The organism is Streptomyces sp. NBC_00582, assembly GCF_036345155.1.
Classification (GTDB): Bacteria; Actinomycetota; Actinomycetes; order Streptomycetales; family Streptomycetaceae; genus Streptomyces.
In genome coordinates this window covers 3,618,253-3,642,843 of the sequence record NZ_CP107772.1, presented here as the reverse complement: position 1 = coordinate 3,642,843, position 24,591 = coordinate 3,618,253, and the positions used below count along the sequence as shown (strand labels likewise).

Below are 24,591 nucleotides of genomic sequence, written 5' to 3'. Positions count from 1 at the left end.
CTACGCGCCCGACTCGTCCGGCTGCTCCAGCGCCACCTGCAACAACTGCTCCGCCTCGGCCCGCCGGCCCTCCGCCGTCCCGTCGTCCTCCTCGTCGTCGGCGTCCGCGTAGGCCCGCAGCACCGCACGCGCGCGTGCCGCCGCCTCCACGGGCCGCCCCAGATCGGTCTCCAGCCAGCCCGCGGCCAGCTCGGCGCCGGTACGGGCGTGCACCGCGTCGCCGTCCAGGGCGACGAACACCGCGACGGCCTCCGCCATCTGCGACAACGCCTCCTCCAGGGCCTCGCGGATCGAGTCGTCGTCGGCGTCCTCCGCCGCCGAGCGGGCCAGCAGATCCCCGAACTGGCGGTGGGTGTGGCCGAGTTCGGCGACCAGCCGCAGCCGCGCCTCCTCGTCCTCCTCCGTCACGGCGAGCGCGTCCACGCACTCCTCCACCGCACCGGCCATCAACGCCCGTGCCCCCGCCGTCCCGTCCTCGGTGCGCAGCGCCAGCCACGCCCGGGCCCGCAGCGAACGCACCAGCCCGTGCACATTGCCCAGGGCACGCCACAGCTCACCCGCGCGCGCGTACGCCCGGTCCGCCTCCTCGTGCAGTCCCGCCTGGCCGAGGGACTCGGCGGCCAGATGGGCGAGGGTCGCGTGATCGTGCTGCTCCGGCCAGTGCCGGGCGATCTCGGCGGCCTGCAGCCGGCGTTCGGCGGCGTCACGGTGCTCGCCCAGCTCGCTCAGACAGTCACCCAGCCACCACTGCGTCTGGACGACCGCCCCGTCCCCGTGCGTCTCGGCACGCAGGTCGGCCAGCGCCGACTCCAGCACCTCCGCCGCCTCCGCCCAGCGGCCCAGCCGGACCAGGTACCCGCCGAGCTGGTGCCGCGCCCAGGCACCGAACGTCGGGCCCTCGCCCGCCTCGTCGGCCCAGTGCGCCGCCTCCAGGGCGTGTTCCGCCGCCTCCGCCGCCTGCCCCCGCTCCCCGACGACCTCGGCGAGCTGAAGATGCAGCTGGGCCCGCCCGACCGGCTCCAGAGCGGACCCGCCGTGCTCCAGGGCCGCGCGCAGCGCCCGCTCCGCCTCCGCCATGTCGCCCAGATGGTGCGCGAGACCGGCCAGCCGCGCCTCGTACTCACAGGCGAACCACGGCAGCCCCGCCCCCGTGAACTCCGCCGCGGCCCGCGCGAACAATCGCGCGCCCGCCTCGACGTCCCCCGCGTGCGTGGCGAGTTCCCCGAGCATCGCCTGCCCCTCGGCGACCCGCGCGGTCAGCCGTACGTCGTCCCCGGTGCGCCCCTCGACGAGCGCGAGCAGCTCCCGTACGGCGGCCTCCGCCTCGCCGAGGACCGTCTCCGCCATCGGCCCGTCCGCCTCGTGGACACGCCGCATCAGGATCCGCGCCCGCGCCATCAGCACACCCGCCGCCTGCCGCACCTGGGTGCCGCCCTCGGCGTACAGCGCGAGCACGTCGTCGTACGGGCCCGCCACCGCCGCCAGCGCCTTGCCGACGTCGTCCCCGGCGAGCGCGCGGACGTACGCCCCCCGCGCCCGGGCCGCCAGCGCCTCCCCGGGGTCGTCCGCCTCCGCGTACAGCTCCGCGGCCCGCTCGAACGTTTCCGCACCCTGCGGGCCCAGCGCGATCGCCTCGTGCTCGGCGATCTCCGCACGGTCCCGCGCGTCCAGCTCCCCACCCGCCACGCCGTCGGCGCCCTCGGCGGCCCGCGCGACCGCCGCCCACGCCTCCACCGCCTCCGGCCGCAGCGTGTCCGACAGCCGCCGGGCCTCGGCGATCAGCTCCGGCAGCTCGGGCTCCGCCGCCTCCGCCGCCTCCGGCGCCACGGCCGGCGCCGGCGCGCTCACCGCGGCCGGCCGCACCGCCCGCACCCCCAGCGGCAGCCGCTCCGCCAACGGACGCTGCTCCATCCGCGCGCGTGCCCGCCCGCTGACGTACTCCGTGCCGTTGCGCTCGTCGAACCGCGCCGCCAGCGCCAGCGCCTCCGCGCGCGCGTGGGCGGCCAGTTCACCGGCCGTCCACTCCCGCCCGGCCGGACCGGGCACCCGCTGCCCGCCCAGACCCAGCCCCGCCAGCCGCTCCGTCAGCAGCACCACGACACTCAGGAACTCCAGCTTGCTGCGCGGATGCCCGTCGTCCGTGAAATACGACGGCCGCTCCGCGAGCAGCTCAAGACCCCGCGCCTCGTTGCCGGTCAGCGCGCAGAACTCGACATGGTCGGCGTACGCGCCCCGCATGCTCTCCATCGGCCGTACGAGCCGCAGGCCCCGCAGATGGTGGGCGCGCGCCTCCTCCAGCCGCCCCAGCCTCAGCAGCGGCACCAGCGACGAGGCGAGCACCGTGTGCGGCTCGTGCGCACACGCGTACTCACCCTCAAGGACCGGTGCCCACAGCGCGAGCGCCTCCTCGTCCCGGCCCCGCTCCGCCTGCCACCAGCCCTGCCGGTGCAGCTCGCACGCGTGACAGTCGGCCATCGCGTCCCGGTCCGCCGCCAGCCAGGCGGCGAACGCCCGCTCCGCGCGCGGGACGTCCCCCACATGCGCGGCCACACTGAACTCGGCGCTGCGCACCGCGCGCTCCGAGTGCCCGGCGAGCCGGTAGCGGTGCTCCATCTCGCCCAGCCACTTCTCCACCGACGCCAGCGGGACGTGCGGCTGGTCGAGCATGCCGGCCGACATCCACTTGAAGACCCAGTGCAGCGCGTGCGTCTCGTAGTCGTCGAAGTCCCCGGGCCGCTCGTCCCACATGCGCAGCAGCCGCGCGAACGGGACGAACATCTTGTCCTTCTCGGAGCTGTAGTTGTAGACCTTCAGCTGGTGCCCGAGCGCCTCGATCACCGCCAGCGGGATGTTCAGCTTCTCGGCCTCCGCCAGCAGCCGCTCCGCGCGCGCGTTGCGGGCCGGCCCCTCGGGCTGCTCGCCGTTCTCCGCCATCGCCCGGCGCAGCGCGTCGAAGTCCCTGATCTCACTCATCGGTGGCCGTCCTCCCCGTGTGCGGACTCCCCGAGCGTGGCCCACTCCAGAAGGCCGATGAACGCCCGGTTCAGCAGGGCCGAGTCGGCGGGCCTGAGCGGCCGCTGCGCCATCAGCAGCGCCTGCCCGTACAGGGACTCCGTGGCGGTGCCGATCAGTTCCGCCTCCCGCAGCGAACTGATCCTGCGGATCAGCGGATTGAGATGGTTCAGCACCAGCCGCGCACGCGGGGCCCCGCCGCGCAGCGACCCCAGGATGCCCGCCCACAGATCGTCCGCCTGCGCCTCGGCCTCCGCCCGCGCCTGCTCGTGCCGCGCCGACCGGTCGTCCAGATGCAGCGCCGGCACCGACAGCGGATGGAACGCCCTCAGGACGACATCGCACCCGAGCGGCTCCAGCTTCGCCCGCGCCGCCGCAAGGAAGGCGGCCAGCGCCAGCTCCTCCGCCGCGTCCACCGCGTCCAGATGGGCCGTCACGGTGTCCGCGTCCAACTCGGCGACCACCGTCCCGGGCCGCACCGACGGCAGCGCCTCGACCAGCTCGCTGTCGTAGGTGTAACCGCCGTTGACCACCCCGACGCCCTGCGCGGACGCGATCGGCGCGACCTGCCGGTACTCCTCCACGGTCCGCGTGAAGTGCACCACCGGGTGCCGCTGCGCGAACTCCTCCAGCGACAGCCGCCCGTCGCTCGTCTCGAACGGCAGCCACGGCAGCATGGTCCGCAGCATCTCCGTGTCGTGCCGCGCCAGCGACTTCACCCCCAGGTGGTGCACCGCCAGAAACGCCGAAAGCCGCTCCGGATCACCCGCCGCGAGCCCCGTCAGCCACGACCGGATCCGCTCCCCGAGCGCCTCCCGTACGGCGGCCAGCGTCTCGTCCTCGTACAGCGCCTCGCGCGAGGCCGTGGGCCGCAGACTGTCCGTGTCCAGGACACAGCGCACGAAGAACGCCCAGTCGGGCAACAGCTGTTCGGCCCGTTCGGTCAGCAGCATGCCCTTCAGGTGCACCCGGTGCGTGGCCCGCTGCGCCGGACTCACCGCCGCCGGCAGCACGTACGCCACGCCGCGGATCCCCGCCAGCGGCACGTCCAGCTCGATCGTGTCCAACGGCGTGAACCCGAACAGCCGCTGACAGTGCCGGGCCAGCGCCACCCGCCGGTTCGCGGGGGAGGGGTACGGCCGGTCCCAGGGCGCCGGCAGATCGGTGACCGCCTCCTCGCCCACCCGGACCTCGTACGGCAGCAGCGACCCGAAGTCCCGCGCCAGCTTCAGCACCCGCTCCTCGGTGAGCCACTCCCCGGCCCCCGCCCGAGCCACCAGATGCACGGTGGTGCCCGGCTCGGGCCGCTCGTCGTGCGGGAGTGTCCGCACGGTGTACGAACCGTCGTCGCGCGCCGTCCACTCCACGGGCGGCGCGGTGGGCGTACGGGCGCTGCGGCTGACGACCCGGATCCGCTCGGCGACCACGAAACAGGCCAGCAGTCCGATGCCGAACTGCCCGAGGAAGTCGGACCGCGCCTCCTGGAGTCCCTCCGCACGCTTGGAGCTGCGCCCGATGGTCGCCAGCAGGCTGTGCACATCGGCCTCGGTGAGCCCGATGCCGGAGTCCTCCACCCGCAGCGTCCCGTCCGCGGCGCGCAGCCGCACCCGCGCCGGGGCACCGGGATCCTCGGCCCGCCGGGCGGTGATGGCGTCCACGGCGTTCTGCAGCAGCTCGCGCAGATAGACCTTGGGGCTGGAGTAGAGGTGATGGGACAGCAGGTCCACCAGACCACGCAGGTCGACCTGGAACGTATGAGGTGACGGTGATGCCTGGGATGACTGTGAGGTCTGGGAGTCCATCGCTGCAGCGCCGCGAAGTGGGGACGAGCACGGCGCGGGGTCGGGCGGTCCCGGTGGGGCGGTGACCGCGGATGATGGCGGAGGCGGGTCATCCTAGAGCCCGAACGAGCCGTCTGACCAGGTCTTTCAGGACACGTATCGAGCAATGTCAGTGGCGTGGTGTGCAATGGATCTCGTGCCCGCACTCGAAGAACCACTGAAGAAGGTGCTCGGCCCACCGACCGCGAAGGTGATGGCCGAGCACCTCGGCCTGCACACCGTCGGCGACCTGCTGCACCACTATCCCCGCAGATACGAGGAGCGCGGCCAGCTCACCCACCTGGCCGACCTCCCCATGGACGAGCACGTCACGGTGGTCGCCATGGTCGCCGACGCCCGGCTGCACTCCTTCGCCTCCGCCAAGGCCCCCCGCGGCAAGGGACAGCGGCTGGAAGTCACCATCACCGACGGCAGTGGCCGACTTCAGTTGGTCTTCTTCGGCAACGGCGTCCACAAACCCCACAAGGACCTCCTGCCGGGCACCCGCGCGATGTTCTCCGGCAAGGTCTCCGTCTTCAACCGCCGTATGCAACTGGCGCACCCGGCCTACGAATTGCTGCGCGGAGACGGCGACGAAACGGTCGAGACCTGGGCGGGCGCCCTGATTCCGATCTACCCGGCGACGGCCAAGCTGGAGTCCTGGAAGATCGGCAAGGCGATCCAGACCGTCCTGCCCAGCGCCCAGGAGGCCGTGGACCCCCTCCCGCCGGCCCTGCGCGAGGGCCGTGGCCTGGTCACCCTCCCCGAGGCCCTCCTCAAGATCCACCGCCCCCACACCAGGACCGACATCGCCGACGCCCGCGCCCGCCTCAAGTGGGACGAGGCCTTCGTCCTCCAGGTAGCCCTGGCCCGCCGCCGCCACGCCGACGCCCAACTCCCGGCCGTGGCCCGCGGGGCCCGGCCCGACGGCCTCCTGGCGGCCTTCGACGACCGCCTCCCGTTCACCCTCACCGAGGGCCAGCAGAAGGTCTCCAAGGAGATCTTCGACGATCTGGCCACCGAACACCCGATGCACCGCCTGCTCCAGGGAGAGGTCGGCTCGGGCAAGACCTTGGTGGCCCTGCGCGCCATGCTCGCCGTGGTCGACGCGGGCGGTCAGGCCGCCATGCTGGCTCCCACCGAAGTCCTCGCCCAGCAGCATCACCGCTCGGTCGTCGAGATGATGGGCGAGCTGGCCGAGGGCGGGATGCTGGGCGGCTCGGAGCACGCCACCAAGGTGGTGGTGCTCACCGGGTCGATGGGCGCAGCGGCCCGCCGGCAGGCACTGCTGGATCTGGTCACCGGTGAGGCCGGCATCGTCATCGGCACCCACGCGTTGATCGAGGACAAGGTCCAGTTCCACGACCTGGGCCTGGTCGTGGTCGACGAACAGCACCGCTTCGGCGTCGAACAGCGCGACGCCCTGCGCGGCAAGGGCAAGCAGCCCCCGCACCTCCTGGTCATGACGGCCACCCCCATCCCGCGCACGGTCGCGATGACCGTCTTCGGCGATCTGGAGACCTCCGTCCTGGACCAGCTCCCGGCCGGCCGCTCACCCATCGCCAGCCATGTCGTCCCCGCCGCCGACAAGCCCCACTTCCTGGCCCGCGCCTGGGAACGGGTCCGCGAGGAGGTGCAGAACGGCCATCAGGCGTACGTCGTCTGCCCCCGCATCGGCGACGAGGAGGAGGACCCCAGGAAGGCGAGGAAACCGGCGGAGGACGAGGCCGAGAAGCGCCCCCCACTCGCCGTCCTGGACGTGGCCGGCCAACTCTCCAAGGGCCCCCTGAACGGCCTCCGGGTCGAGGTGCTCCACGGCCGCATGCACCCCGACGACAAGGACGCCGTCATGCGCCGCTTCGCCGCGGGGGACACCCACGTCCTGGTCGCCACCACGGTCATCGAGGTCGGCGTCAACGTCCCGAACGCCACCGCCATGGTGATCATGGACGCCGACCGCTTCGGCGTCTCCCAGCTCCACCAGCTCCGCGGCCGAGTGGGCCGAGGCTCCGCCCCCGGGCTCTGCCTCCTGGTCACCGAGATGCCCGAGGCCGGCGCGGCCCGCCAGCGCCTGAACGCGGTCGCCTCCACCCTCGACGGCTTCGAGCTCTCCCGCATCGACCTCGAACAGCGCCGCGAGGGCGACGTCCTCGGCCAGGCCCAGTCCGGCGCCCGCACCTCCCTGCGGGTCCTCGCCGTCATCGACGACGAGGAGGTCATCGCGGAGGCGAGGGAGGAGGCGGTGGCCGTGGTGACCTCGGACCCCGAACTGACGGGTCTTCCCGGCCTGCGCACAGCCCTGGACGCCTTGTTGGACGAGGAGAGGGAGCAGTACCTGGACAAGGGGTGAAGGGCGGTTCCGGTCAGGGGCGGGGCCGTGTCGAATATGCGGCCACCGCCGCGCGTGCGCGAGCGACCACGACGGACCTGCTGCCAGACTGAATCCGAAACCACCCTCGACCAAGGACCAAAGATGACCCGCGTGATCGCCGGCAGAGCCGGCGGACGCCGCCTCGCCGTCCCGCCGGGGACCGGCACCCGCCCCACGTCGGACCGCGCCCGAGAAGGCCTCTTCTCCACCTGGCAGTCCCTTCTCGGCGGCCCCCTCGACGGCGAACGAGTCCTCGACCTCTACGCCGGCTCAGGAGCCGTGGGACTGGAGGCGCTCTCCCGGGGCGCGAGCCACACCCTCCTGGTGGAGGCCGACGCCCGCGCCGCCCGCGTCATCCGCGAGAACGTCAGGAACCTCGCCCTGCCCGGCGCCGAGGTGAGAGCCGGCAAGGCCCACCAGGTGATCCAGACGGCGCCCACCGAGTCGTACGACCTCGTCTTCCTGGACCCCCCCTACGCCGTCACGGACGACGATCTTCGCGAGATTCTCCTCACACTCCGCTCTGGGGGCTGGCTCAGGCCCGAGGCGCTCGTCACCGTGGAGCGCAGCACCAGAGGCGGGGAGTTCAACTGGCCGGACGGCTTCGAAGCGCTCCGGGCCCGTCGCTACGGCGAGGGAACGTTTTGGTACGGTCGCGCCGCCTCTACGTGCGAAGACGCACGATGACCGGACCGGAGAGCGAGGGATCACAAGTGCGCCGCGCCGTCTGTCCCGGGTCGTTCGACCCGATCACCAACGGACACCTCGACATCATTTCCCGCGCCTCCCGTCTGTACGACGAGGTCTATGTCGCGGTCATGATCAACAAGTCGAAGAAGGGCCTGTTCGAGGTCGACGAGCGACTCGACCTCATCCGTCAGGTCACCGCCGAGTACGGCAACGTACGGGTCGAGGCCTTCCACGGCCTCCTGGTCGACTTCTGCAAGCAGCGCGAGATCCCCGCGATCGTCAAGGGCCTGCGCGCGGTCAGCGACTTCGACTACGAGCTGCAGATGGCCCAGATGAACAACGGACTGTCCGGGGTCGAGACGCTGTTCGTACCGACCAACCCCACCTACAGCTTCCTGTCCTCCTCCCTGGTCAAGGAGGTGGCGACCTGGGGCGGAGACGTCTCCCACCTGGTCCCGCCGATCGTCCTGGAGGCCCTCAACGAGCGCCTGCGCAAGGACTGATGGGGCTACAGTCGTCCCGTCCGTCTCCAACACAGCTGTAGAGAGTGGCGAGCAACCGGTGGACGTGCAGAAGAAGCTCGACGAGATCGTCACGGCGGTCTCCAGCGCCCGGTCCATGCCCATGTCGGCCTCCTGCGTGGTCAACCGCGCCGAGCTGCTCGCCCTGCTGGAAGAGGTGCGCGCGGCCCTGCCCGACTCGCTCGCGCAGGCCCAGGAGCTGATCGGCGACCGTGACCAGATGGTCGAGCAGGCCCGCCAGGAGGCCGACCGGATCATCTCCACCGCGCACGCCGAGCGCGGCTCGCTGATCTCCGGCACCGAGATCGCCCGCCGCTCCCAGAACGAGGCCGACCGCATCCTCGCCGAGGCCCGCAAGGAGGCCGAGGACATCCGCGCCGAGGCCGACGACTACGTCGACTCCAAGCTCGCCAACTTCGAGGTCGTCCTCACCAAGACCATCGGCTCGGTCGGCCGGGGCCGCGAGAAGCTCCTCGGCACCGGTCCCGGCCTGGACGAGCAGGGCTACGAGGACGAGGACGCCCCCGAGCGCAGCCACGACCCCGAGACCCTGCGCCGCGACGCCGACGCCTACGTCGACACCAAGCTGGGCGCCTTCGAGGCCGTGCTCACCAAGACCCTGGAGGCCGTCGGCAAGGGCCGGCAGAAGCTGCACGGCCGCATCGCCACCGACGACCTCGGCGCCCTCGCCGACGACACCACGACCTTCCAGCACTCCTCCGACGCCGACTACCTCGCCGACCTCGCGGCCCTCGCCGAGCAGGACAGCGCGACGCCGGCCGCCGTGGGGCAGGGGGTGCCGCAGCCGTCGTACGGGGAACAGCCGGTCGCCTACGGCTACCCGCAGCAGGACGGGTACGGCTACGACCAGACGTACGCGCAGCAGGACCAGTACGGCTACCAGCAGGCCGACCCCTACGCCGTGGCGTCCTACCAGGGCTACGACGGCCGGCAGACGGCCTACGACCCGCACCAGCAGCCCCAGCAGCCCCAGCAGGCCCAGCAGGCTCAGCAGCCCCCACAGGCCCACCAGTCCTACGCCCTCGACGAGACCAGCCTCTTCGACACGGGCATGATCACTCCGGAGCAGTTGCGCGCCTATGAACAGGGCCGCGGCCTCTAGACCCACCCGGATTGGGCTGTGAGCGAATGCTCCAGTATCCTGGCTCTTCGGTCGCGAGTACGTCCGCGATCTCCGCTGCCCGGAACACCGAAGGGCAGCGGCCCTCAGAGTTCGGAAGATCGAAAGCAGGAATGGCCCCCAACGCTCGCCTCGACCACCGCAACCCCCTCGTGTTCGACACACACGAGCTGGGTCGGCGTCCTGGCGCGCTGCAGCGCCTGACCCGTGAGATCGACGCCCCCAAGGATCTGGGGATCCAGGGAGTCATCGGAGTGCCGGAAGGCGCCCCGGTGGAGCTCGAACTCCGCCTCGAGTCGGTCATGGAAGGGGTGCTCGTCACAGGCACCGCCCATGCACGGGCCGAGGGGGAGTGCGTAAGGTGTCTGGAGCCGCTCGGGCTTGATCTCGAAGCGGACTTCCAGGAGATGTTCTCGTACCCTGACGCCGACGACCGGGGCCGCCCCAAGGCGGAGCCGGCCGACGACGCCGAGGAAGACGAGGACAGGCTCTTCATCGAGGACGGCCTGTTCGACCTCGAACCCGTGCTGCGCGATGCGGTGGTGCTCGCACTGCCGATGCAGCCGGTGTGCCAGGACGACTGTCCCGGTCTGTGCTCCGAGTGCGGAGCCCGGCTGGCGGACGACCCGGACCACCATCACGACGCCGTCGACATCCGTTGGGCGGCACTGCAGGGACTCGCCGGTTCACTCGAAGACGGCGAGAAGGACGAGATGAGCGGCGCTGACGCGGAAGCGGGCGTCGACGAGAAGCAGGAGAAGTAGCCGTGGCTGTTCCGAAGCGGAAGATGTCGCGCAGCAACACGCGCCACCGCCGGTCGCAGTGGAAGGCTGCGGTCCCCACCCTGGTTGCGTGCGAGCGCTGCCACGAGCCCAAGCAGCAGCACATCGCGTGCCCGTCTTGCGGCACCTACAACAAGCGCCAGGTCCTCGAGGTCTGAGCGGCTGGTGAGAGGCACCGTGTCTAGCCCCAAGAAGGCGGAAGACGCCACAGCGGATTCCACCGCCAGGAAAAAGGCGGACAACACGGCCTCGTCCCACACGCTTCTGGAAGGGCGGCTCGGCTACCGGCTCGAGTCCGCCCTTCTGGTGCGTGCGCTGACCCACCGCTCCTACGCGTACGAGAACGGCGGTCTGCCGACGAACGAGCGGCTGGAGTTCCTCGGGGACTCCGTGCTCGGCCTCGTCGTCACGGACACGCTGTACCGCACCCACCCCGACCTGCCCGAGGGCCAACTGGCCAAGCTGCGGGCCGCGGTGGTCAACTCACGTGCGCTGGCGGAGGTCGGTCGCGGCCTCGACCTGGGCTCCTTCATCCGGCTCGGCCGGGGTGAAGAGGGCACGGGCGGCCGGGACAAGGCGTCCATCCTCGCCGACACCCTCGAAGCGGTGATCGGCGCGGTCTATCTCGACCAGGGCCTCGACGCGGCCTCCGAACTGGTGCACCGCCTGTTCGACCCGCTGATCGAGAAGTCCTCGAACCTCGGTGCCGGCCTGGACTGGAAGACATCCCTCCAGGAGCTCACCGCGACCGAAGGGCTCGGCGTGCCCGAGTACCTGGTCACGGAGACCGGCCCCGACCACGAGAAGACCTTCACTGCTGCCGCCCGCGTCGGAGGCGTCTCGTACGGCACCGGCACCGGCCGCAGCAAGAAGGAGGCGGAGCAACAGGCCGCCGAGTCCGCCTGGCGGTCCATCCGGGCCGCGGCGGACGAGCGCGCCAAGGCGGCGAAGGCGGCCCAGGCCGTCGCGGCAGCCGAGGCCGACGCGGACCCCGAGTCTGCCTCCGCCTGATCGGAACACGACAGTACGGCGCCCGTCCCTCGACGACCGAGGGGCGGGCGCCGTACCTCTGGGGGATCCCATGCCCGAGTTGCCCGAGGTCGAGGTCGTCCGGCGCGGTCTGGAGCGATGGGTCGCCCATCGCACGGTCGCCGACGCCGAGGTGCTGCACCCGCGTGCCGTACGCCGTCATCTCGCCGGAGCCGACGACTTCGCGCACCGGCTCAAGGGCCATCGCATCGGCACCCCCAGCCGCCGCGGCAAGTACCTCTGGCTGCCGCTGGAGGACACCGGGCAGGCGATCCTCGCCCACCTCGGGATGAGCGGCCAGCTGCTGGTGCAGCCGCACGCGGCGCAGGACGAGAGGCATCTGCGCATCCGGGTGCGTTTCGCCGACGAGGTGGACACCGAGCTCCGTTTCGTCGACCAGCGCACCTTCGGCGGCCTCTCGCTGCACGACACGACCCCCGACGGGCTGCCCGACGTCATCGGACACATCGCCCGTGACCCCCTCGATCCGCTGTTCGACGACGAGGCCTTCCACCAGGCCCTGCGCCGCAGACGGACCACGATCAAGCGGGCCCTGCTCGACCAGTCACTGATCAGCGGCGTCGGCAACATCTACGCGGACGAGGCCCTGTGGCGCTCCCGTCTGCACTACGACCGCCCCACGACCGGCTTCACCCGGCCCCGCACCCTGGAACTCCTCGGACACGTCCGGGACGTGATGAACGCGGCGCTCGCCGTCGGCGGCACCAGCTTCGACAGCCTGTACGTCAACGTCAACGGCGAGTCGGGCTACTTCGACCGCTCCCTGGACGCGTACGGGCGTGAGGGGCTGCCCTGCAAGCGGTGCGGCACACCGATGCGCCGGCGCCCGTGGATGAACCGGTCGAGCTACTTCTGCCCGAGGTGTCAGAGGGTGCCGCGCGTGGTGTCGTAGCGCTCGCGGGACGCCAGGACGTCGTCCATCCGGCCCTCCACGCAGTGGATGAGGGCCAGCAGCCGCTCGGCGACCTCATGGCCGAGCGGGGTCAGTTCGTAGTCGACGCGCGGCGGGTTGGTCGGCTGGGCGTCGCGGCGCACCAGTCCGTCGCGCTCCAGCGCGTGCAGCGTCTGGGACAGCATCTTCTCGCTCACTCCGTCGACCCGCCGGCGCAGCTCGTTGAAGCGCAGCGATCCCTCGTGCAGCGCCCCGAGCGTCAGACCGCCCCAGCGGCCCGTGACGTGCTCCAGCGTGCCGCGCGAGGGACAGGCCTTGGCGAACACGTTGTACGGGAGGTCCGCGTCCTCCGCGCGCTCCTGGGTGCTGTTCATGTCACCAGCCTACGCGAAAGCAGCGCTAACCAACAGGTTGCACTAACCAGGAGTTAGTGCTTTCCTGTGGTCACCGTTCCCGAGCTGCCCTTTCGAGGAGTTCCCATGTCCAAGCCCGTGGTTTCCGTCGCCTACCACTCCGGCTACGGCCACACCGTCGTCCTCGCCGAAGCGGTCCGCGCCGGCGCCGTCGCGGCGGGTGCCGAGGTGCATCTGATCAAGGTCGACGAGATCACCGAGGAGCAGTGGACGCTGCTCGACGGCTCGGACGCGATCGTGTTCGGCTCGCCGACCTACATGGGTACCGCGTCCAGCGCCTTCCACGGCTTCGCCGAGGCCACCTCGGCGCGCTGGGCCACCCAGGCCTGGAAGGACAAGCTCGCCGCAGGCTTCACCAACTCCGGCTCCAAGAGCGGCGACAAGCTGCACACCCTGCAGTTCTTCCAGATCCTCGCCGCGCAGCTCGGCATGCACTGGGTCAGCCTCGGTCTGCTGCCCGGCTGGAACAGCAGCAGCGCCTCCGAGCACGACCTCAACCGCCTCGGTGTGTTCCTCGGCGCGGCCGCGCAGACCAATGTCGACGAGGGCCCGGAGGCCGTCCACAAGGCCGACGTGGCGACGGCGGAGCACCTGGGCCGGCGGGTCACCGAGACCGCGAAGGTCTTCCTGGCCGGTCGCGCCCAGGCTGCATGATCGTTTCTGCGTGTCCGTGAAGGGCTAGTACCCGAAGTCCTGGGTCCACCAGGGGCCGCCGGACCCGAAGTGGACGCCGACGCCCAGCGTCTTGAAGTCGCAGTTCAGTATGTTCGCCTTGTGGCCGGGGCTGTTCATCCAGGCCTCCATGACGGCGGCCGCGTCGGCCTGGCCCCGGGCTATGTTCTCGCCGCCGAGGCTGGATATCCCGGCCTTCGCTGCCCGGTCCCACGGGGTCTTCCCGTCGGGGTCGGTGTGGTCGAAGAAGTCCCGGGCGGCCATGTCGTCGCTGAAGCTCTCGGCCAGGTCCGCCAGCGCGCTGTTGGCGGAGAGGGGGCTGCAGCCGACCTTGGACCGCTCCTCGTTGACGAGCTCGAGCACCTCGGCCGCGGCCTGCGCCTCGGCGGAGACCGTCACCGGGGACTCGGACTTCTGGGGCGCCTTGGTGGTCTTCTTCGACGGGGAGGCGGTGGTCGCCGGCTCCTCCGACGGCGTGACCTCGGGCTTCTTCTCGGCCGTCTTGCTCGGCGAGGCCGAGGCGGAGGACTTCGAGGCCGACGCGGTGGGCGAGGTCGACGCCGAGGCGGAGCGGCCCGCGTCACGGCTCGTCGAGGTCCCGGCGCGGCCGGTCTCGGCGGTGCCCGAGGCGCCGCCCTGCTCGGAGGTGGAGTTGCTCGGGGTGTCGGCGGCCTGCACGTTGTCGCCGGGGCCGGTCCCGCCGCCGAGCCGGTAGCTCTCCAGACCGGGCACCACACCCGTGGCCACCGCGACCGTGCCGAGGGCGACCGCCGCGGAGACGCCGAGCAGCCCCGCCTTGACCGGGGCCCCGGCCTTCTTCCTGCGGCGGCGACGGCCCGTGCCGCCCCGCCCGCCGGAGCCGTCGGGCGTGAAGCCGCCGGACCCGAACGCGGTGTCGTGCCCGTCCTCGGTCGAGTACAGGTACTCCTGGCTTCTCGCGACGGTGTCGGCGTACGCCTCGGGGTTCAGGTACGGCGCGATGCCGAGGGTGTCCGGGCCGTCCGCGTACGAGTACTGCGGGTCATAGCCGTCCGTGTACGAGCCGTGCGTCTCCGTGACCCCCGTGGCGCGGCCCGTGGCGGCGCGGCCGGCGGCGGAGCGTCGGTGGCGTCCCATGCCCTTGCCTTCCTCGTCCATCGGTCAACCCGTCTCATACGATCTTGGGCGTACCCATCTCACCCGATCGAGTGAGTTTCATATGAGAATCATTGGGTGGGGACGGTACCGCATGGCGCCAGGGGAGGAAGTGCCCCGAGGGGCATTGCCCGGTTAGGTTGCACCCATGAGCGAGGATGTACGGCTGGTCGCCTGGGTGCGCGGACACGTCCAGGGCGTGGGATTCCGCTGGTTCACCCGGGCGAAGGCGCTGGAGATCGGCGGACTGAGTGGCTTTGCTCTCAATCTGGCCGACGGACGTGTCCAGGTGGTCGCCGAAGGGGCCAAAGAGGGCTGCGAGGGCCTGCTGGACTGGCTCATGGGTGACGACACGCCCGGGCGCGTGGACGGAGTCACCGAGATATGGGACACACCGCGCGGCGGCTACGACGGCTTCGCGATCCGCTGACCACCCCGCCCCGGACAGCCGCCGAGAAGCGGAGGGACGTGCCAGCGACATGTGCCCTCGACGGAAATGAGCAGGTGGTTGCCAAGAATCGCTTGCGATGGCATGCTCCGCACGCAAGGATGATCGCCACGTCCCGAGGGCCCCACGTCCGTCGCAGCGCCGCCGTTTCGGCCGCGCGCCGGTGGGTTGCCCCCCAATACGGGGCGTGATCGTGTTGACCGTCAAACTTTTTGGTGAGACGCTGAAAGCACCCCGCGCACCTAGCTGTTTGGCATGGATGAACGGCAACACGAACAAGATCTAGCCAAGACCGCGGGTGCGAATCCCTCACGACCCACACCGCTTCGGTCGGTCACTCAGTGTGGAGGACCATCCATCATGGCAAAGGCGCTTCTCGGTTACGTCGGCGGCTCCGACCCGCGACTCCTCGCCGAGATGCGACGGCTCCAGCAGCGCGTCCAGGACCTGGAATCCGAGCTCGGACGAATCCAGGCCGAGAACGACGCTCTGACGGCTGCCGCTTCTCACGACAGGTTCATGGAGAGCATCGACGCACACCAGGCGGAGCCTGCGCTCACCTGATCGCTGCACCGCTCCACAACAGCACACGCAGCGGTTGGGCGACTCGTTCCATCGCGTCGGACCGCTAAGTTGTCAGAAGTTGCAAGGGACGCCTCGGCGTCCCTTCTTTCTTTCCCCCGCGCGTTTCGTGCACGTCCCCGTCCGTCCGGCACCCGCCCCCTCAGTCTTCTTAACGTGTGGTGTGCCCTGCGCGTTCATGGGTGAAACCGCGGGTTGCCGGGCGTTCATGGAGTGAGACACCCCCGGAAGGTAGAGTCCAGCGCCGTGCACCTCAAGGCCCTGACCCTCCGAGGGTTCAAGTCGTTCGCCTCGGCGACCACACTCCGGTTCGAACCGGGGATCACGTGTGTCGTCGGGCCCAACGGCTCGGGCAAGTCCAACGTCGTCGACGCCCTGAGCTGGGTGATGGGCGAACAGGGTGCCAAGTCGCTGCGCGGCGGCAAGATGGAGGACGTCATCTTCGCCGGCACCACCGGCCGCCCGCCCCTGGGCCGCGCCGAGGTGTCCCTGACCATCGACAACTCCGACGGCGCCCTGCCCATCGAGTACGCCGAGGTCACCATCACGCGGATCATGTTCCGCAACGGCGGCAGCGAGTACCAGATCAACGGCGACACCTGCCGGCTCCTCGACATCCAGGACCTTCTCTCCGACTCCGGCATCGGCCGCGAGATGCACGTCATCGTCGGCCAGGGCCAGCTCGACTCCGTCCTGCACGCCGACCCGATGGGCCGCCGCGCCTTCATCGAGGAGGCGGCGGGCGTCCTCAAACACCGCAAGCGCAAGGAGAAGGCCCTCCGCAAGCTCGACGCGATGCAGGCCAACCTCGCGCGCGTGCAGGACCTCACCGACGAACTGCGCCGCCAGCTCAAACCCCTCGGCCGCCAGGCGGCCGTCGCCCGCCGGGCCGCCGTGATCCAGGCGGATCTCCGGGACGCCCGGCTCCGCCTGCTCGCCGACGATCTCGTACGGATGCGGCAGGCGCTCCGGGCCGAGGTGGCCGACGAGGCCGCGCTCAAGGAGCGCAAGGAGACCGCCGAGCAGGAACTGCGCAAGGCGCTCCAGCGCGAGGGCCTCCTGGAGGACGAGGTCCGTCGGCTCACCCCGCGCCTCCAGCGCGCCCAGCAGACCTGGTACGAGCTCTCCCAGCTCGCCGAACGCGTCCGCGGCACCGTCTCCCTCGCCGACGCGCGCGTGAAGAGCGCCACCTCCGCGCCCCCCGAGGAGCGGCGCGGCCGTGACCCCGAGGACATGGAGCGCGAGGCCGCCCGCATCCGGGAACAGGAGGCCGAGCTGGAGGCCGCCCTCGAAGCGGCCCAGCACGCCCTCGACGACACCGTCGCCCACCGCGCCGACCTGGAGCGCGAACTCGCCGTCGAGGAACGACGCCTGAAGGACGTCGCCCGCGCCATCGCCGACCGCCGCGAGGGCCTCGCCCGGCTGAACGGCCAGGTCAACGCCGCCCGTTCCCGCGCCGCCTCCGCCCAGGCCGAGATCGACCGGCTGGCGGCGGCACGCGACGAGGCCCAGGAGCGGGCGTTCGCGGCGCAGGAGGAGTACGAGACCCTCAAGGCCGAGGTCGACGGCCTCGACGCGCACGACACGGAACTCGCCGAGCGGCACGACGCGGCCAAACACCGGCTCGCCGAGGCCGAGGCCGCCCTCACCGCCGCCCGCGAGGCCGCCACCGCGGCGGAACGCGAACGCGCGGCGACCCGGGCCCGCCATGAGACGTTGGCGCTGGGACTGAGGCGGAAGGACGGCACGGGTGCCCTCCTCGGCGCGAGGGACCGCCTCACCGGCCTGCTGGGCCCGGCGGCCGAGCTGCTGACGGTGACGCCGGGGTATGAAGTGGCCTTGGCGGCGGCGTTCGGGGCGGCGGCGGACGCTCTGGCCGTCGCGTCCCCGTCGGCCGCAGCCGACGCGATCCGGATGCTGCGCAAGCAGGACGCCGGACGGGCGTCGCTGCTGCTGGCCGGGGCGCCGGAGGTGCCGCAAAGGGGTGCGGGGAACGGCGCGACCAGCCCCGACGCACCCGCAGACGCCCAACGGCATCACGCAGCCGATTTCGTCCGCGCCCCCTCCGACCTGATCCCCGCCGTACGCCGCCTCCTCCACGACATCGTCGTGGTCGACACCCTGGAGGACGCCGAACACCTCGTCCGCACCCACCCCCACCTGACCGCGGTCACCGCCGAAGGCGACCTGCTGGGCGCCCACTTCGCGCACGGCGGTTCCGCCGGCGCCCCCAGCCTCCTGGAGGTCCAGGCCTCCGTCGACGAGGCGGCCGCACACCTCGCCGAGCTGGCCGTACGCTGCGCGGAACTCAGCGAGGCCCAGCAAGAGGCCGGCGCACACCGCAAGCGGTGCGCCGCGGACGTGGAGGAACTGGGGGAGCGGCGCCGGGCCGCCGACCGGGAGAAGTCGTCCGTGGCCCAGCAGCTCGGCCGGCTGGCCGGGCAGGCGCGGGGCGCGGCGGGCGAGGCCGAGCGGTCCACGGCGGCGGCCGCCCGCGCGCAGGACGCCCTCGACCGCGCGCTGGAGGAGGCCGAGGAGCTCGCGGAACGGCTGGCCGTGGCCGAGGAGATGCCCGTCGAGGAGGAGCCGGACACCTCGGTGCGCGACCGGCTCGCCGCCGACGGGGCCAACGCACGGCAGACCGAGATGGAGGCGCGGCTCCAGGTCCGTACGCACGAGGAGCGGGTGAAGGGGCTCGCCGGCCGGGCCGACTCGCTCGACCGGGCGGCCCGCGCGGAACGCGAGGCACGCGCGCGTGCCGAACAGCGCCGGGCCCGGCTGCGCCACGAGGCCGCCGTCGCCGAGGCCGTCGCCTCCGGCGCGCGTCAGCTCCTCGCCCATGTCGAGGTGTCCCTGGGCCGCGCGGACGCCGAGCGCACCGCCGCCGAGGCCGCCAAGGCGCGCCGTGAGCAGGAGCTGGCCGCCGCCCGCACCGCCGGGCGCGACCTCAAGGCCGAGCTGGACAAGCTGACCGACTCGGTCCACCGCGGTGAGGTGCTCGGCGCCGAGAAGCGGATGCGGATCGAGCAGTTGGAGACCAAGGCGCTGGAGGAGCTGGGCGTGGAGCCCGAGGGGCTCGTCTCCGAGTACGGGCCCCATCAGCTCGTACCGCCGTCGCCGCCCGCCGAGGGCGAGGTGCTGCCCGAGGACCCGGAGCATCCCCGCAACCAGCCGGTGCCGTTCCGGCGGGCCGAGCAGGAGAGGCGGCTGAAGGCGGCCGAGCGGGCGTACCAGCAGCTCGGCAAGGTCAACCCGCTGGCGCTGGAGGAGTTCGCCGCGCTGGAGGAGCGTCACAAGTTCCTCAGCGAGCAGCTCGAGGACCTGAAGAAGACCCGGGCCGATCTGCTTCAGGTGGTGAAGGAGGTCGACGAGCGGGTCGAGCAGGTCTTCACGGAGGCCTACCGGGACACCGCCCGGGAGTTCGAGGGGGTCTTCAGCCGGCTCTTCCCGGGCGGGGAGGGGCGGCTGATCCTGACCGATCCCGACAACATGCTCACCACGGGCGTGGACGTGGAGGCCCGGCCGCCGGGAAAGAAGGTCAAGCGGCTCAGCCTGCTGTCCGGCGGTGAGCGGTCGCTGACGGCCGTCGCCATGCTGGTGTCGATCTTCAAGGCCCGGCCCAGCCCGTTCTACGTCATGGACGAGGTGGAGGCGGCCCTCGACGACACCAACCTGCAGCGGCTGATCCGCATCATGCAGGAGCTCCAGGAGTCCTCGCAGCTCATCGTGATCACCCACCAGAAGCGCACCATGGAGGTCGCCGACGCGCTGTACGGGGTGTCCATGCAGGGCGACGGTGTGTCGAAGGTGATCAGCCAGCGGCTGCGCTAGTCCGGCTACCCCGCTTTCGTGTCTTCATTCCTTTAACGCACTCTCCTCATCCGTGCCTGTTTTCTCACACCACCTCGCCTGGTGATTTCGAAAATTGAAGGCATAAGGTCTGCAACGTTGTTCTTGCCTTCAGGCAGCGTTGCCGATGGCCTTAGGAGTTGAACGTGACGAGCACAGCGCAGGCACAGAGGTCAGGAGCCGCGACGGCTCACCCCGATCATCTCGGGCATGTCATCTTCATCGCGGCGGCAGCGGCGATGGGCGGATTCCTCTTCGGGTACGACAGTTCCGTGATCAACGGTGCCGTCGAGGCCATCCGGGACCGCTACGACATCGGATCCGCCGCCCTCGCGCAGGTCATCGCGATCGCCCTGATCGGCTGTGCCATCGGCGCCGCGACCGCCGGCCGGATCGCCGACCGCATCGGCCGGATCCGGGTCATGCAGATCGCCGCCGCGCTCTTCACGGTCAGCGCCGTCGGCTCGGCCCTGCCCTTCTCGCTGTGGGACTTCGCCCTGTGGCGGGTCGTCGGCGGCTTCGCCATCGGCATGGCCTCCGTCATCGGCCCCGCCTACATCGCCGAGGTCGCCCCGCCCGCCTACCGCGGCCGGCTCGGTTCCTTCCAGCAGGCCGCCATCGTCATCGGCATCGCCGTCTCGCAGCTGGTCAACTGGGGTCTGCTGAACGCCTCCGGCGGCGACCAGCGCGGGCGGCTGATGGGCCTGGAGGCCTGGCAGGTCATGCTCGGCGTGATGGTCGTCCCGGCCGTCCTCTACGGCATGCTCTCCTTCGCCATCCCCGAGTCCCCGCGCTTCCTGATCTCCGCCGGCAAGCGGGAGCGGGCCCGGGAGATCCTCGCCGAGGTCGAGGGCGAGCGCGCCGACCTGGACGCCCGGGTCGCCGAGATCGAGCACGCCATGAACAGCGAGCACCGGTCCACCTTCAAGGACCTGCTCGGCGGCGGCTTCTTCTTCAAGCCGATCGTCTGGATCGGCATCGGCCTGTCGGTCTTCCAGCAGTTCGTCGGCATCAACGTCGCGTTCTACTACTCCTCGACGCTGTGGCAGTCGGTCGGCGTCGACCCGACGGAGTCGTTCTTCTACTCCTTCACCACCTCGATCATCAACATCGTCGGCACCGTCATCGCGATGATCTTCGTGGACCGCGTCGGCCGCCGCCCCCTCGCCGTCATCGGCTCGGTCGGCATGGTGATCGGTCTCGCCCTGGAGGCCTGGGCCTTCTCCCACGACCTCGTCGACGGCAGGCTCCCGGCCGCGCAGGGCTGGACCGCCCTGATCGCCGCGCATGTCTTCGTCCTCTTCTTCGCCCTGTCGTGGGGCGTGGTCGTCTGGGTCATGCTCGGCGAGATGTTCCCCAACAGGATCCGCGCCGCCGCCCTGGGCGTGGCCGCCTCCGCGCAGTGGATCGCGAACTGGGCCATCACCGCGAGCTTCCCGTCCCTCGCCGACTGGAACCTCTCCGTCACCTACGTCGTCTACACGGCCTTCGCCGCCCTCTCCGTCCCCTTCGTCCTCAAGTACGTCAAGGAGACCAAGGGCAAGGCCCTGGAGGAGATGGGCTGACCGCCCGCCCTCCGCACAGCCCGGGGAGAGGGGCTCACACCCCGCCGCCCCTCTCCCCGAACCGCCCGCCGCCCCCGTTCCGGTCACCCCGGACCGGGGGCGGCGGCCTTCCCCGCGGGGCACCGGACGCGGTCAGTCCTTCAGTGCCGGAATCACCCGCTCCGCGAACAGCCGCAGACTCCGCCAGCCCTCCTCCACCGGCATCCCGCCAGCCAGCGGATGCAGCACGAGGTTGTCGAGCCCCTGGGCCACGCACTCGTCGGGGGTGAGGATCCGGTACACGCCCTCCGCGCGCAGCTCCTCCACCGTCCCGGCGCCCGAGCGCACCGCCGAGTGGATCTCACCGGACTGCCACGAGGCGTAGGTGCGGGCCTCGTGGAGGAAGTGGCCGCCGTACTCGGCCCAGGCGCGGTCGGGGTCCTCGGCGATGTGGAGCAGCGGCGTCTCGGCGCCCGGCATCATCGTCCAGCCCTGCGTCCCGTACTCCACGAGCCGCTCCTTGTAGTACGTCTCCAGCTCCGGCAGATGCGCGCTCGGGAAGAACGGCAGCCCGAGCCGGGCGGCCCGGCGCGCGGCGGCCTTCGAGGAGCCGCCGACCAGCAGCAGCGGGTGCGGATCGCTCGCCGGGCGCGGGGTGACCCGTACCGTGCGGCCCCGGTGGACGAACTCCTCGCCGGTCCACGCCTTCAGTACGGTCTCCAGCAGCTCGTCCTGCAGCCGGCCGCGCCGTGTCCAGTCGACGCCGGCCCGGTCGTACTCCTCGCGCCGGTAGCCGATCCCGGCGACCGTGAGCAGCCGGCCGCCGGAGAGCAGGTCCAGGACCGCGATGTCCTCGGCGAGCCGCAGCGGATCGTGCAGCGGGCCGATCACCGCCGACACCGTGACCGCCAGCCGCCGGGTGGCCCCGAGGACCGCCCCCGCGAAGACGAACGGCGACGGCAGCCAGTTGTTCTCGACGCCGTGGTGCTCCTCCGTCTGCACGGTGGTCACCCCGTGCTCGTCGGCGTACGCGGCCATCTCCAGCGCGGCCCGGTAGCGGGCGCCCAGCGCGGCGGGGGAGGCGCCGGGCGCGACGAGGTTGAAACGGACGACGGTGACGGGCATCGGGTACCCCCTTCGGCAGATGTGGGGGGACGTTAGCTGACGGAGGGTCAGGTGGCCAGGGGTGTCATCCTGCAGCTTGGCGAGGAGGTGTCGCGGCCCACGGTACGGACCGTGACACGCCCTGGGTGCGCTCATGCGGACCCCACCCGTCGTCGGATAGTGGACGGGTTGTGACTCCAGCCTTATGGGTTTCCCGTCGGCGTTCGGCCAGACGGCTGGCCGGCCCGGCCCGAGGGCTGTACGGCCCTGATCGGTGAGCGACTGATCGCGACGGAGGTCACGCATACTGGGCCTGTTATGGAAACCGTCATCCTTGCTGTAGTCATCGCCGTGGTCGTGCTCGCGGTGCTCGGCGGGCTCGTCGTCGGCAGCCGGCGCAGGAAGCCGCTGCCCCCGCCGCCCCCCGCAGCGCCCGACATCACCGCGCCTCCGGCCGAGCCGCACGTCGGCGACGAGGCCGAGACGCCGCGCGACGAACCGCGCCGCACGATCGAGGAGGTGGATCTTCCCGACGGCGGCCCGACCGGAGTCGTCGTCGAGGAACCACCCGTCGTCGAGGCTCCGCAGATCGAGATCCCGGAGCCCACCGCGGGGCGTCTCGTACGCCTGCGCGCCCGTCTGTCCCGCTCCCAGAGCGCCCTCGGCCAGGGGCTGCTCACACTGCTCTCGCGTGAGCACCTCGACGACGACACCTGGGAGGAGATCGAGGACACCCTGCTCACCGCCGACGTCGGCGTCCAGCCCACCCAGGAACTGGTCGACCGGCTGCGCGAGCGGGTGAGGGTGCTCGGCACCCGGACCCCCGAGGAGCTGCGCGGCCTGCTGCGCGAGGAACTGCTCACGCTGGTCGGCACGGAGGCCGACCGCACGGTCAGGACCGAGCCCGAGGACCGCAAGCCCGGCATCGTGATGGTCGTCGGCGTCAACGGCACCGGCAAGACCACCACCACCGGCAAGCTCGCCCGGGTGCTCGTCGCCGACGGCCGCACGGTCGTCCTCGGCGCCGCCGACACCTTCCGCGCCGCCGCCGCCGACCAGCTCCAGACCTGGGGCGAGCGGGTCGGCGCCCACACCGTGCGCGGGCCCGAGGCGGGCGACCCCGCCTCCGTCGCCTTCGACGCGGTGAAGGAGGGCAAGGAGATGGGCGTCGACGTGGTGCTCATCGACACCGCCGGGCGGCTGCACACCAAGACCGGGCTCATGGACGAGCTCGGCAAGGTCAAGCGCGTCGTCGAGAAGCACGCCCCGCTGGACGAGGTGCTGCTCGTCCTCGACGCCACCACCGGGCAGAACGGGCTGGTCCAGGCCCGGGTCTTCGCCGAGGTCGTCGACATCACCGGCATCGTGCTGACCAAGCTCGACGGCACCGCCAAGGGCGGCATCGTCGTCGCGGTCCAGCGCGAGCTGGGCGTCCCGGTCAAGCTCGTCGGCCTCGGCGAGGGCGCGGACGACCTGGCGCCCTTCGAGCCGGAGGCGTTCGTTGACGCCCTCATCGGAGAGTGACCCGCTCTGAGCGAAGAGCCCCGCAAGCCCCGTGATCCCGCAATCGGGACCAGGTCCGGGACCAGCGAGAAGCGCCCGCCCCCAGGTGCAGTGGGAGCGGGCGCTTCGCTGTGTACGGCCGTGGCCCGCGGCTATGCGCGGGAGCGGTGCGCCACGTACGCCAGGGTCCCGAGCAGCAGCCGGGCCTCCGGCGGCCGGGTCGCCGAGTCCAGGGCCGGGGGGCGCAGCCAGTGGACCGGGCCGAGGCCCCCGCGGTCGGAGGGCGGGGCCGTGATGTACGTACCGGGGCCGAGGCCGCGCAGATCGAGGGCGGCCGGGTCGTCCCAGCCCATGCGGTAGAGGAGGCCGGTCAGCTCGGCGGCGGCGCCGGGGGCGACGAAGAACTGGGTGCGGCCCTCGGGGGTGGCGGTGACCGGACCGAGGGGGAGGCCCATGCGCTCGAGCCTGACCAGGGCGCGGCGCCCGGCGGGCTCGGCCACCTCGATCACGTCGAACGCGCGCCCGACCGGCAGCATCACCGCGGCGCCCGGGAACTCCGCCCAGGCCCGTGTCACATCGTCGAGGGTGGCGCCGGCCGGGACCCGCGCGGCGAACTCCAGCGGATGGGCACCGGGCTCGCGGCAGTCGGGGCGGCCGCAGGAACAGACGCCGGCCGCGGCCCGGGCGCCCGGCAGGACGTCCCAGCCCCACAGTCCCGTGAACTCGGCGACGGCGGTGCACTCGGACGAGCGACCGCGCCTGCGCGCGCCGGAACGGATCTCGCGGATGCCGCCGATCGTGAAGCCCATGCCCCCTCCAACGGGTGTGCCGCGCCGGTGGTTACGTAACGGTCCCATGTAGTAACTCTGTGTGCTTTCGCTGCCCGGCGACCGCCCGTTCCAGGCGGCGTCCGGAAGCACGCGGGGTGGTGTGGTCGACGACACGCGCCCCTGAGTGCTTCGCTCCGCCCACCCCCACGCGTCCTGTGTCAAGTGAATCGCGGACGAGCCATCGGGAGTTCATTCGAAGGGGTGGCGAATGGTGGCGTTTCCGGGATCCTCGT

20 protein-coding genes are annotated in these 24,591 nt (G+C 71.7%); 14 read left to right on the top strand and 6 right to left on the bottom strand.

The window, feature by feature from the left end:
• The gene (locus OG852_RS15810; RefSeq protein WP_330348295.1) at window positions 1–2,973 is read right to left on the bottom strand and encodes a tetratricopeptide repeat protein; all 2,973 of its coding nucleotides are present in this window, start codon (window positions 2,971–2,973) and stop codon (window positions 1–3) included.
• Complete coding sequence (locus OG852_RS15805) at window positions 2,970–4,814, bottom strand: HSP90 family protein (protein ID WP_133915830.1); 1,845 nt, start codon at window positions 4,812–4,814, stop codon at window positions 2,970–2,972. The genes OG852_RS15810 and OG852_RS15805 overlap by 4 nt, the downstream gene beginning before the upstream one ends.
• A gap of 166 nt (window positions 4,815–4,980) precedes the next feature.
• Here OG852_RS15805 and recG point away from each other — a divergent pair, with 166 nt between their 5' ends.
• The 8 genes from recG (at window position 4,981) to mutM (ending at window position 12,279) form a co-directional block, all read left to right on the top strand.
• The gene (recG, locus tag OG852_RS15800; RefSeq protein ID WP_330348294.1) at window positions 4,981–7,182 is read left to right on the top strand and encodes an ATP-dependent DNA helicase RecG; all 2,202 of its coding nucleotides are present in this window, start codon (window positions 4,981–4,983) and stop codon (window positions 7,180–7,182) included.
• 123 nt (window positions 7,183–7,305) lie between these two features.
• On the top strand, window positions 7,306–7,890 hold the full coding sequence (rsmD, locus tag OG852_RS15795) for a 16S rRNA (guanine(966)-N(2))-methyltransferase RsmD (RefSeq protein ID WP_133915832.1): 585 nt from the start codon (window positions 7,306–7,308) through the stop codon (window positions 7,888–7,890).
• Window positions 7,891–7,916: 26 nt separating this feature from the next.
• Entirely contained in the window at window positions 7,917–8,396 is a 480-nt protein-coding gene (gene coaD, locus OG852_RS15790; protein ID WP_133915897.1) for a pantetheine-phosphate adenylyltransferase, read from the top strand.
• A 58-nt stretch (window positions 8,397–8,454) separates the two neighbouring features.
• Complete coding sequence (locus OG852_RS15785; RefSeq protein ID WP_330348293.1) at window positions 8,455–9,537, top strand: ATP synthase F0 subunit B; 1,083 nt, start codon at window positions 8,455–8,457, stop codon at window positions 9,535–9,537.
• 131 nt (window positions 9,538–9,668) lie between these two features.
• A complete protein-coding gene (locus OG852_RS15780) occupies window positions 9,669–10,319 on the top strand; it encodes a YceD family protein (protein ID WP_133915898.1) in 651 nt (216 codons plus the stop codon).
• Between the two features lie 2 nt (window positions 10,320–10,321).
• On the top strand, window positions 10,322–10,495 hold the full coding sequence (gene rpmF / locus OG852_RS15775; RefSeq protein ID WP_003951102.1) for a 50S ribosomal protein L32: 174 nt from the start codon (window positions 10,322–10,324) through the stop codon (window positions 10,493–10,495).
• A 7-nt stretch (window positions 10,496–10,502) separates the two neighbouring features.
• Window positions 10,503–11,348 carry a ribonuclease III gene (gene rnc / locus OG852_RS15770; RefSeq protein ID WP_208117283.1) on the top strand — a complete coding sequence of 282 codons (846 nt, stop codon included), beginning with the start codon at window positions 10,503–10,505 and terminating at the stop codon, window positions 11,346–11,348.
• A gap of 70 nt (window positions 11,349–11,418) precedes the next feature.
• The gene (gene mutM, locus OG852_RS15765) at window positions 11,419–12,279 is read left to right on the top strand and encodes a bifunctional DNA-formamidopyrimidine glycosylase/DNA-(apurinic or apyrimidinic site) lyase (protein WP_330348292.1); all 861 of its coding nucleotides are present in this window, start codon (window positions 11,419–11,421) and stop codon (window positions 12,277–12,279) included.
• Here the strand turns inward: mutM and OG852_RS15760 are convergent.
• A complete protein-coding gene (locus tag OG852_RS15760) occupies window positions 12,252–12,653 on the bottom strand; it encodes a winged helix-turn-helix transcriptional regulator (protein ID WP_133915836.1) in 402 nt (133 codons plus the stop codon). The genes mutM and OG852_RS15760 overlap by 28 nt on opposite strands.
• 105 nt (window positions 12,654–12,758) lie before the next feature.
• On the opposite strand from OG852_RS15760, the gene OG852_RS15755 reads away from it, so the two are divergent.
• Window positions 12,759–13,346: a flavodoxin family protein gene (locus OG852_RS15755; protein WP_133915837.1), complete on the top strand. Its 588-nt coding sequence runs from the start codon at window positions 12,759–12,761 to the stop codon at window positions 13,344–13,346.
• Window positions 13,347–13,370: 24 nt separating this feature from the next.
• Here the strand turns inward: OG852_RS15755 and OG852_RS15750 are convergent, their stop codons facing one another.
• Window positions 13,371–14,480, bottom strand: coding sequence for a CAP domain-containing protein (locus OG852_RS15750; protein ID WP_330348291.1), 1,110 nt, complete (start codon window positions 14,478–14,480; stop codon window positions 13,371–13,373).
• Window positions 14,481–14,646: 166 nt separating this feature from the next.
• Here OG852_RS15750 and OG852_RS15745 point away from each other — a divergent pair, with 166 nt between their 5' ends.
• From OG852_RS15745 to OG852_RS15730, 4 genes are all read left to right on the top strand, one after another.
• Window positions 14,647–14,928 carry an acylphosphatase gene (locus OG852_RS15745; protein WP_133915839.1) on the top strand — a complete coding sequence of 94 codons (282 nt, stop codon included), beginning with the start codon at window positions 14,647–14,649 and terminating at the stop codon, window positions 14,926–14,928.
• A 378-nt stretch (window positions 14,929–15,306) separates the two neighbouring features.
• Entirely contained in the window at window positions 15,307–15,510 is a 204-nt protein-coding gene (locus OG852_RS15740; RefSeq protein ID WP_030793895.1) for a hypothetical protein, read from the top strand.
• Between the two features lie 264 nt (window positions 15,511–15,774).
• Window positions 15,775–19,359 carry a chromosome segregation protein SMC gene (smc, locus tag OG852_RS15735; RefSeq protein WP_330348290.1) on the top strand — a complete coding sequence of 1,195 codons (3,585 nt, stop codon included), beginning with the start codon at window positions 15,775–15,777 and terminating at the stop codon, window positions 19,357–19,359.
• Window positions 19,360–19,523: 164 nt separating this feature from the next.
• Entirely contained in the window at window positions 19,524–20,942 is a 1,419-nt protein-coding gene (locus OG852_RS15730; RefSeq protein WP_133915842.1) for a sugar porter family MFS transporter, read from the top strand.
• Window positions 20,943–21,074: 132 nt separating this feature from the next.
• On the opposite strand, the gene OG852_RS15725 is transcribed toward OG852_RS15730, so the two are convergent.
• Entirely contained in the window at window positions 21,075–22,046 is a 972-nt protein-coding gene (locus OG852_RS15725) for an LLM class flavin-dependent oxidoreductase (RefSeq protein WP_133915843.1), read from the bottom strand.
• Between the two features lie 297 nt (window positions 22,047–22,343).
• Between OG852_RS15725 and ftsY the strand changes: the two genes are divergently transcribed.
• On the top strand, window positions 22,344–23,549 hold the full coding sequence (gene ftsY, locus OG852_RS15720) for a signal recognition particle-docking protein FtsY (RefSeq protein WP_133915844.1): 1,206 nt from the start codon (window positions 22,344–22,346) through the stop codon (window positions 23,547–23,549).
• A 131-nt stretch (window positions 23,550–23,680) separates the two neighbouring features.
• Here ftsY and OG852_RS15715 read toward each other — a convergent pair whose 3' ends face one another.
• Window positions 23,681–24,337, bottom strand: coding sequence for a bifunctional DNA primase/polymerase (locus OG852_RS15715; RefSeq protein WP_133915845.1), 657 nt, complete (start codon window positions 24,335–24,337; stop codon window positions 23,681–23,683).
• Window positions 24,338–24,591 lie beyond the last annotated feature (254 nt).

What these genes read in the sequence shown, in the direction of transcription:
- OG852_RS15810 (WP_330348295.1), bottom strand. Translation starts at nt 2,973, where the DNA reads ATGAGTGAGATCAGGGACTTCGACGCGCTGCGCCGGGCGATGGCGGAG.
- OG852_RS15805 (WP_133915830.1), bottom strand. Translation starts at nt 4,814, where the DNA reads ATGGACTCCCAGACCTCACAGTCATCCCAGGCATCACCGTCACCTCAT.
- recG (WP_330348294.1), top strand. Translation starts at nt 4,981, where the DNA reads ATGGATCTCGTGCCCGCACTCGAAGAACCACTGAAGAAGGTGCTCGGC.
- rsmD (WP_133915832.1), top strand. Translation starts at nt 7,306, where the DNA reads ATGACCCGCGTGATCGCCGGCAGAGCCGGCGGACGCCGCCTCGCCGTC.
- OG852_RS15780 (WP_133915898.1), top strand. Translation starts at nt 9,669, where the DNA reads ATGGCCCCCAACGCTCGCCTCGACCACCGCAACCCCCTCGTGTTCGAC.
- mutM (WP_330348292.1), top strand. Translation starts at nt 11,419, where the DNA reads ATGCCCGAGTTGCCCGAGGTCGAGGTCGTCCGGCGCGGTCTGGAGCGA.
- OG852_RS15760 (WP_133915836.1), bottom strand. Translation starts at nt 12,653, where the DNA reads ATGAACAGCACCCAGGAGCGCGCGGAGGACGCGGACCTCCCGTACAAC.
- OG852_RS15755 (WP_133915837.1), top strand. Translation starts at nt 12,759, where the DNA reads ATGTCCAAGCCCGTGGTTTCCGTCGCCTACCACTCCGGCTACGGCCAC.
- OG852_RS15750 (WP_330348291.1), bottom strand. Translation starts at nt 14,480, where the DNA reads ATGGGACGCCACCGACGCTCCGCCGCCGGCCGCGCCGCCACGGGCCGC.
- OG852_RS15745 (WP_133915839.1), top strand. Translation starts at nt 14,647, where the DNA reads ATGAGCGAGGATGTACGGCTGGTCGCCTGGGTGCGCGGACACGTCCAG.
- OG852_RS15740 (WP_030793895.1), top strand. Translation starts at nt 15,307, where the DNA reads ATGGCAAAGGCGCTTCTCGGTTACGTCGGCGGCTCCGACCCGCGACTC.
- OG852_RS15725 (WP_133915843.1), bottom strand. Translation starts at nt 22,046, where the DNA reads ATGCCCGTCACCGTCGTCCGTTTCAACCTCGTCGCGCCCGGCGCCTCC.
- ftsY (WP_133915844.1), top strand. Translation starts at nt 22,344, where the DNA reads ATGGAAACCGTCATCCTTGCTGTAGTCATCGCCGTGGTCGTGCTCGCG.
- OG852_RS15715 (WP_133915845.1), bottom strand. Translation starts at nt 24,337, where the DNA reads ATGGGCTTCACGATCGGCGGCATCCGCGAGATCCGTTCCGGCGCGCGC.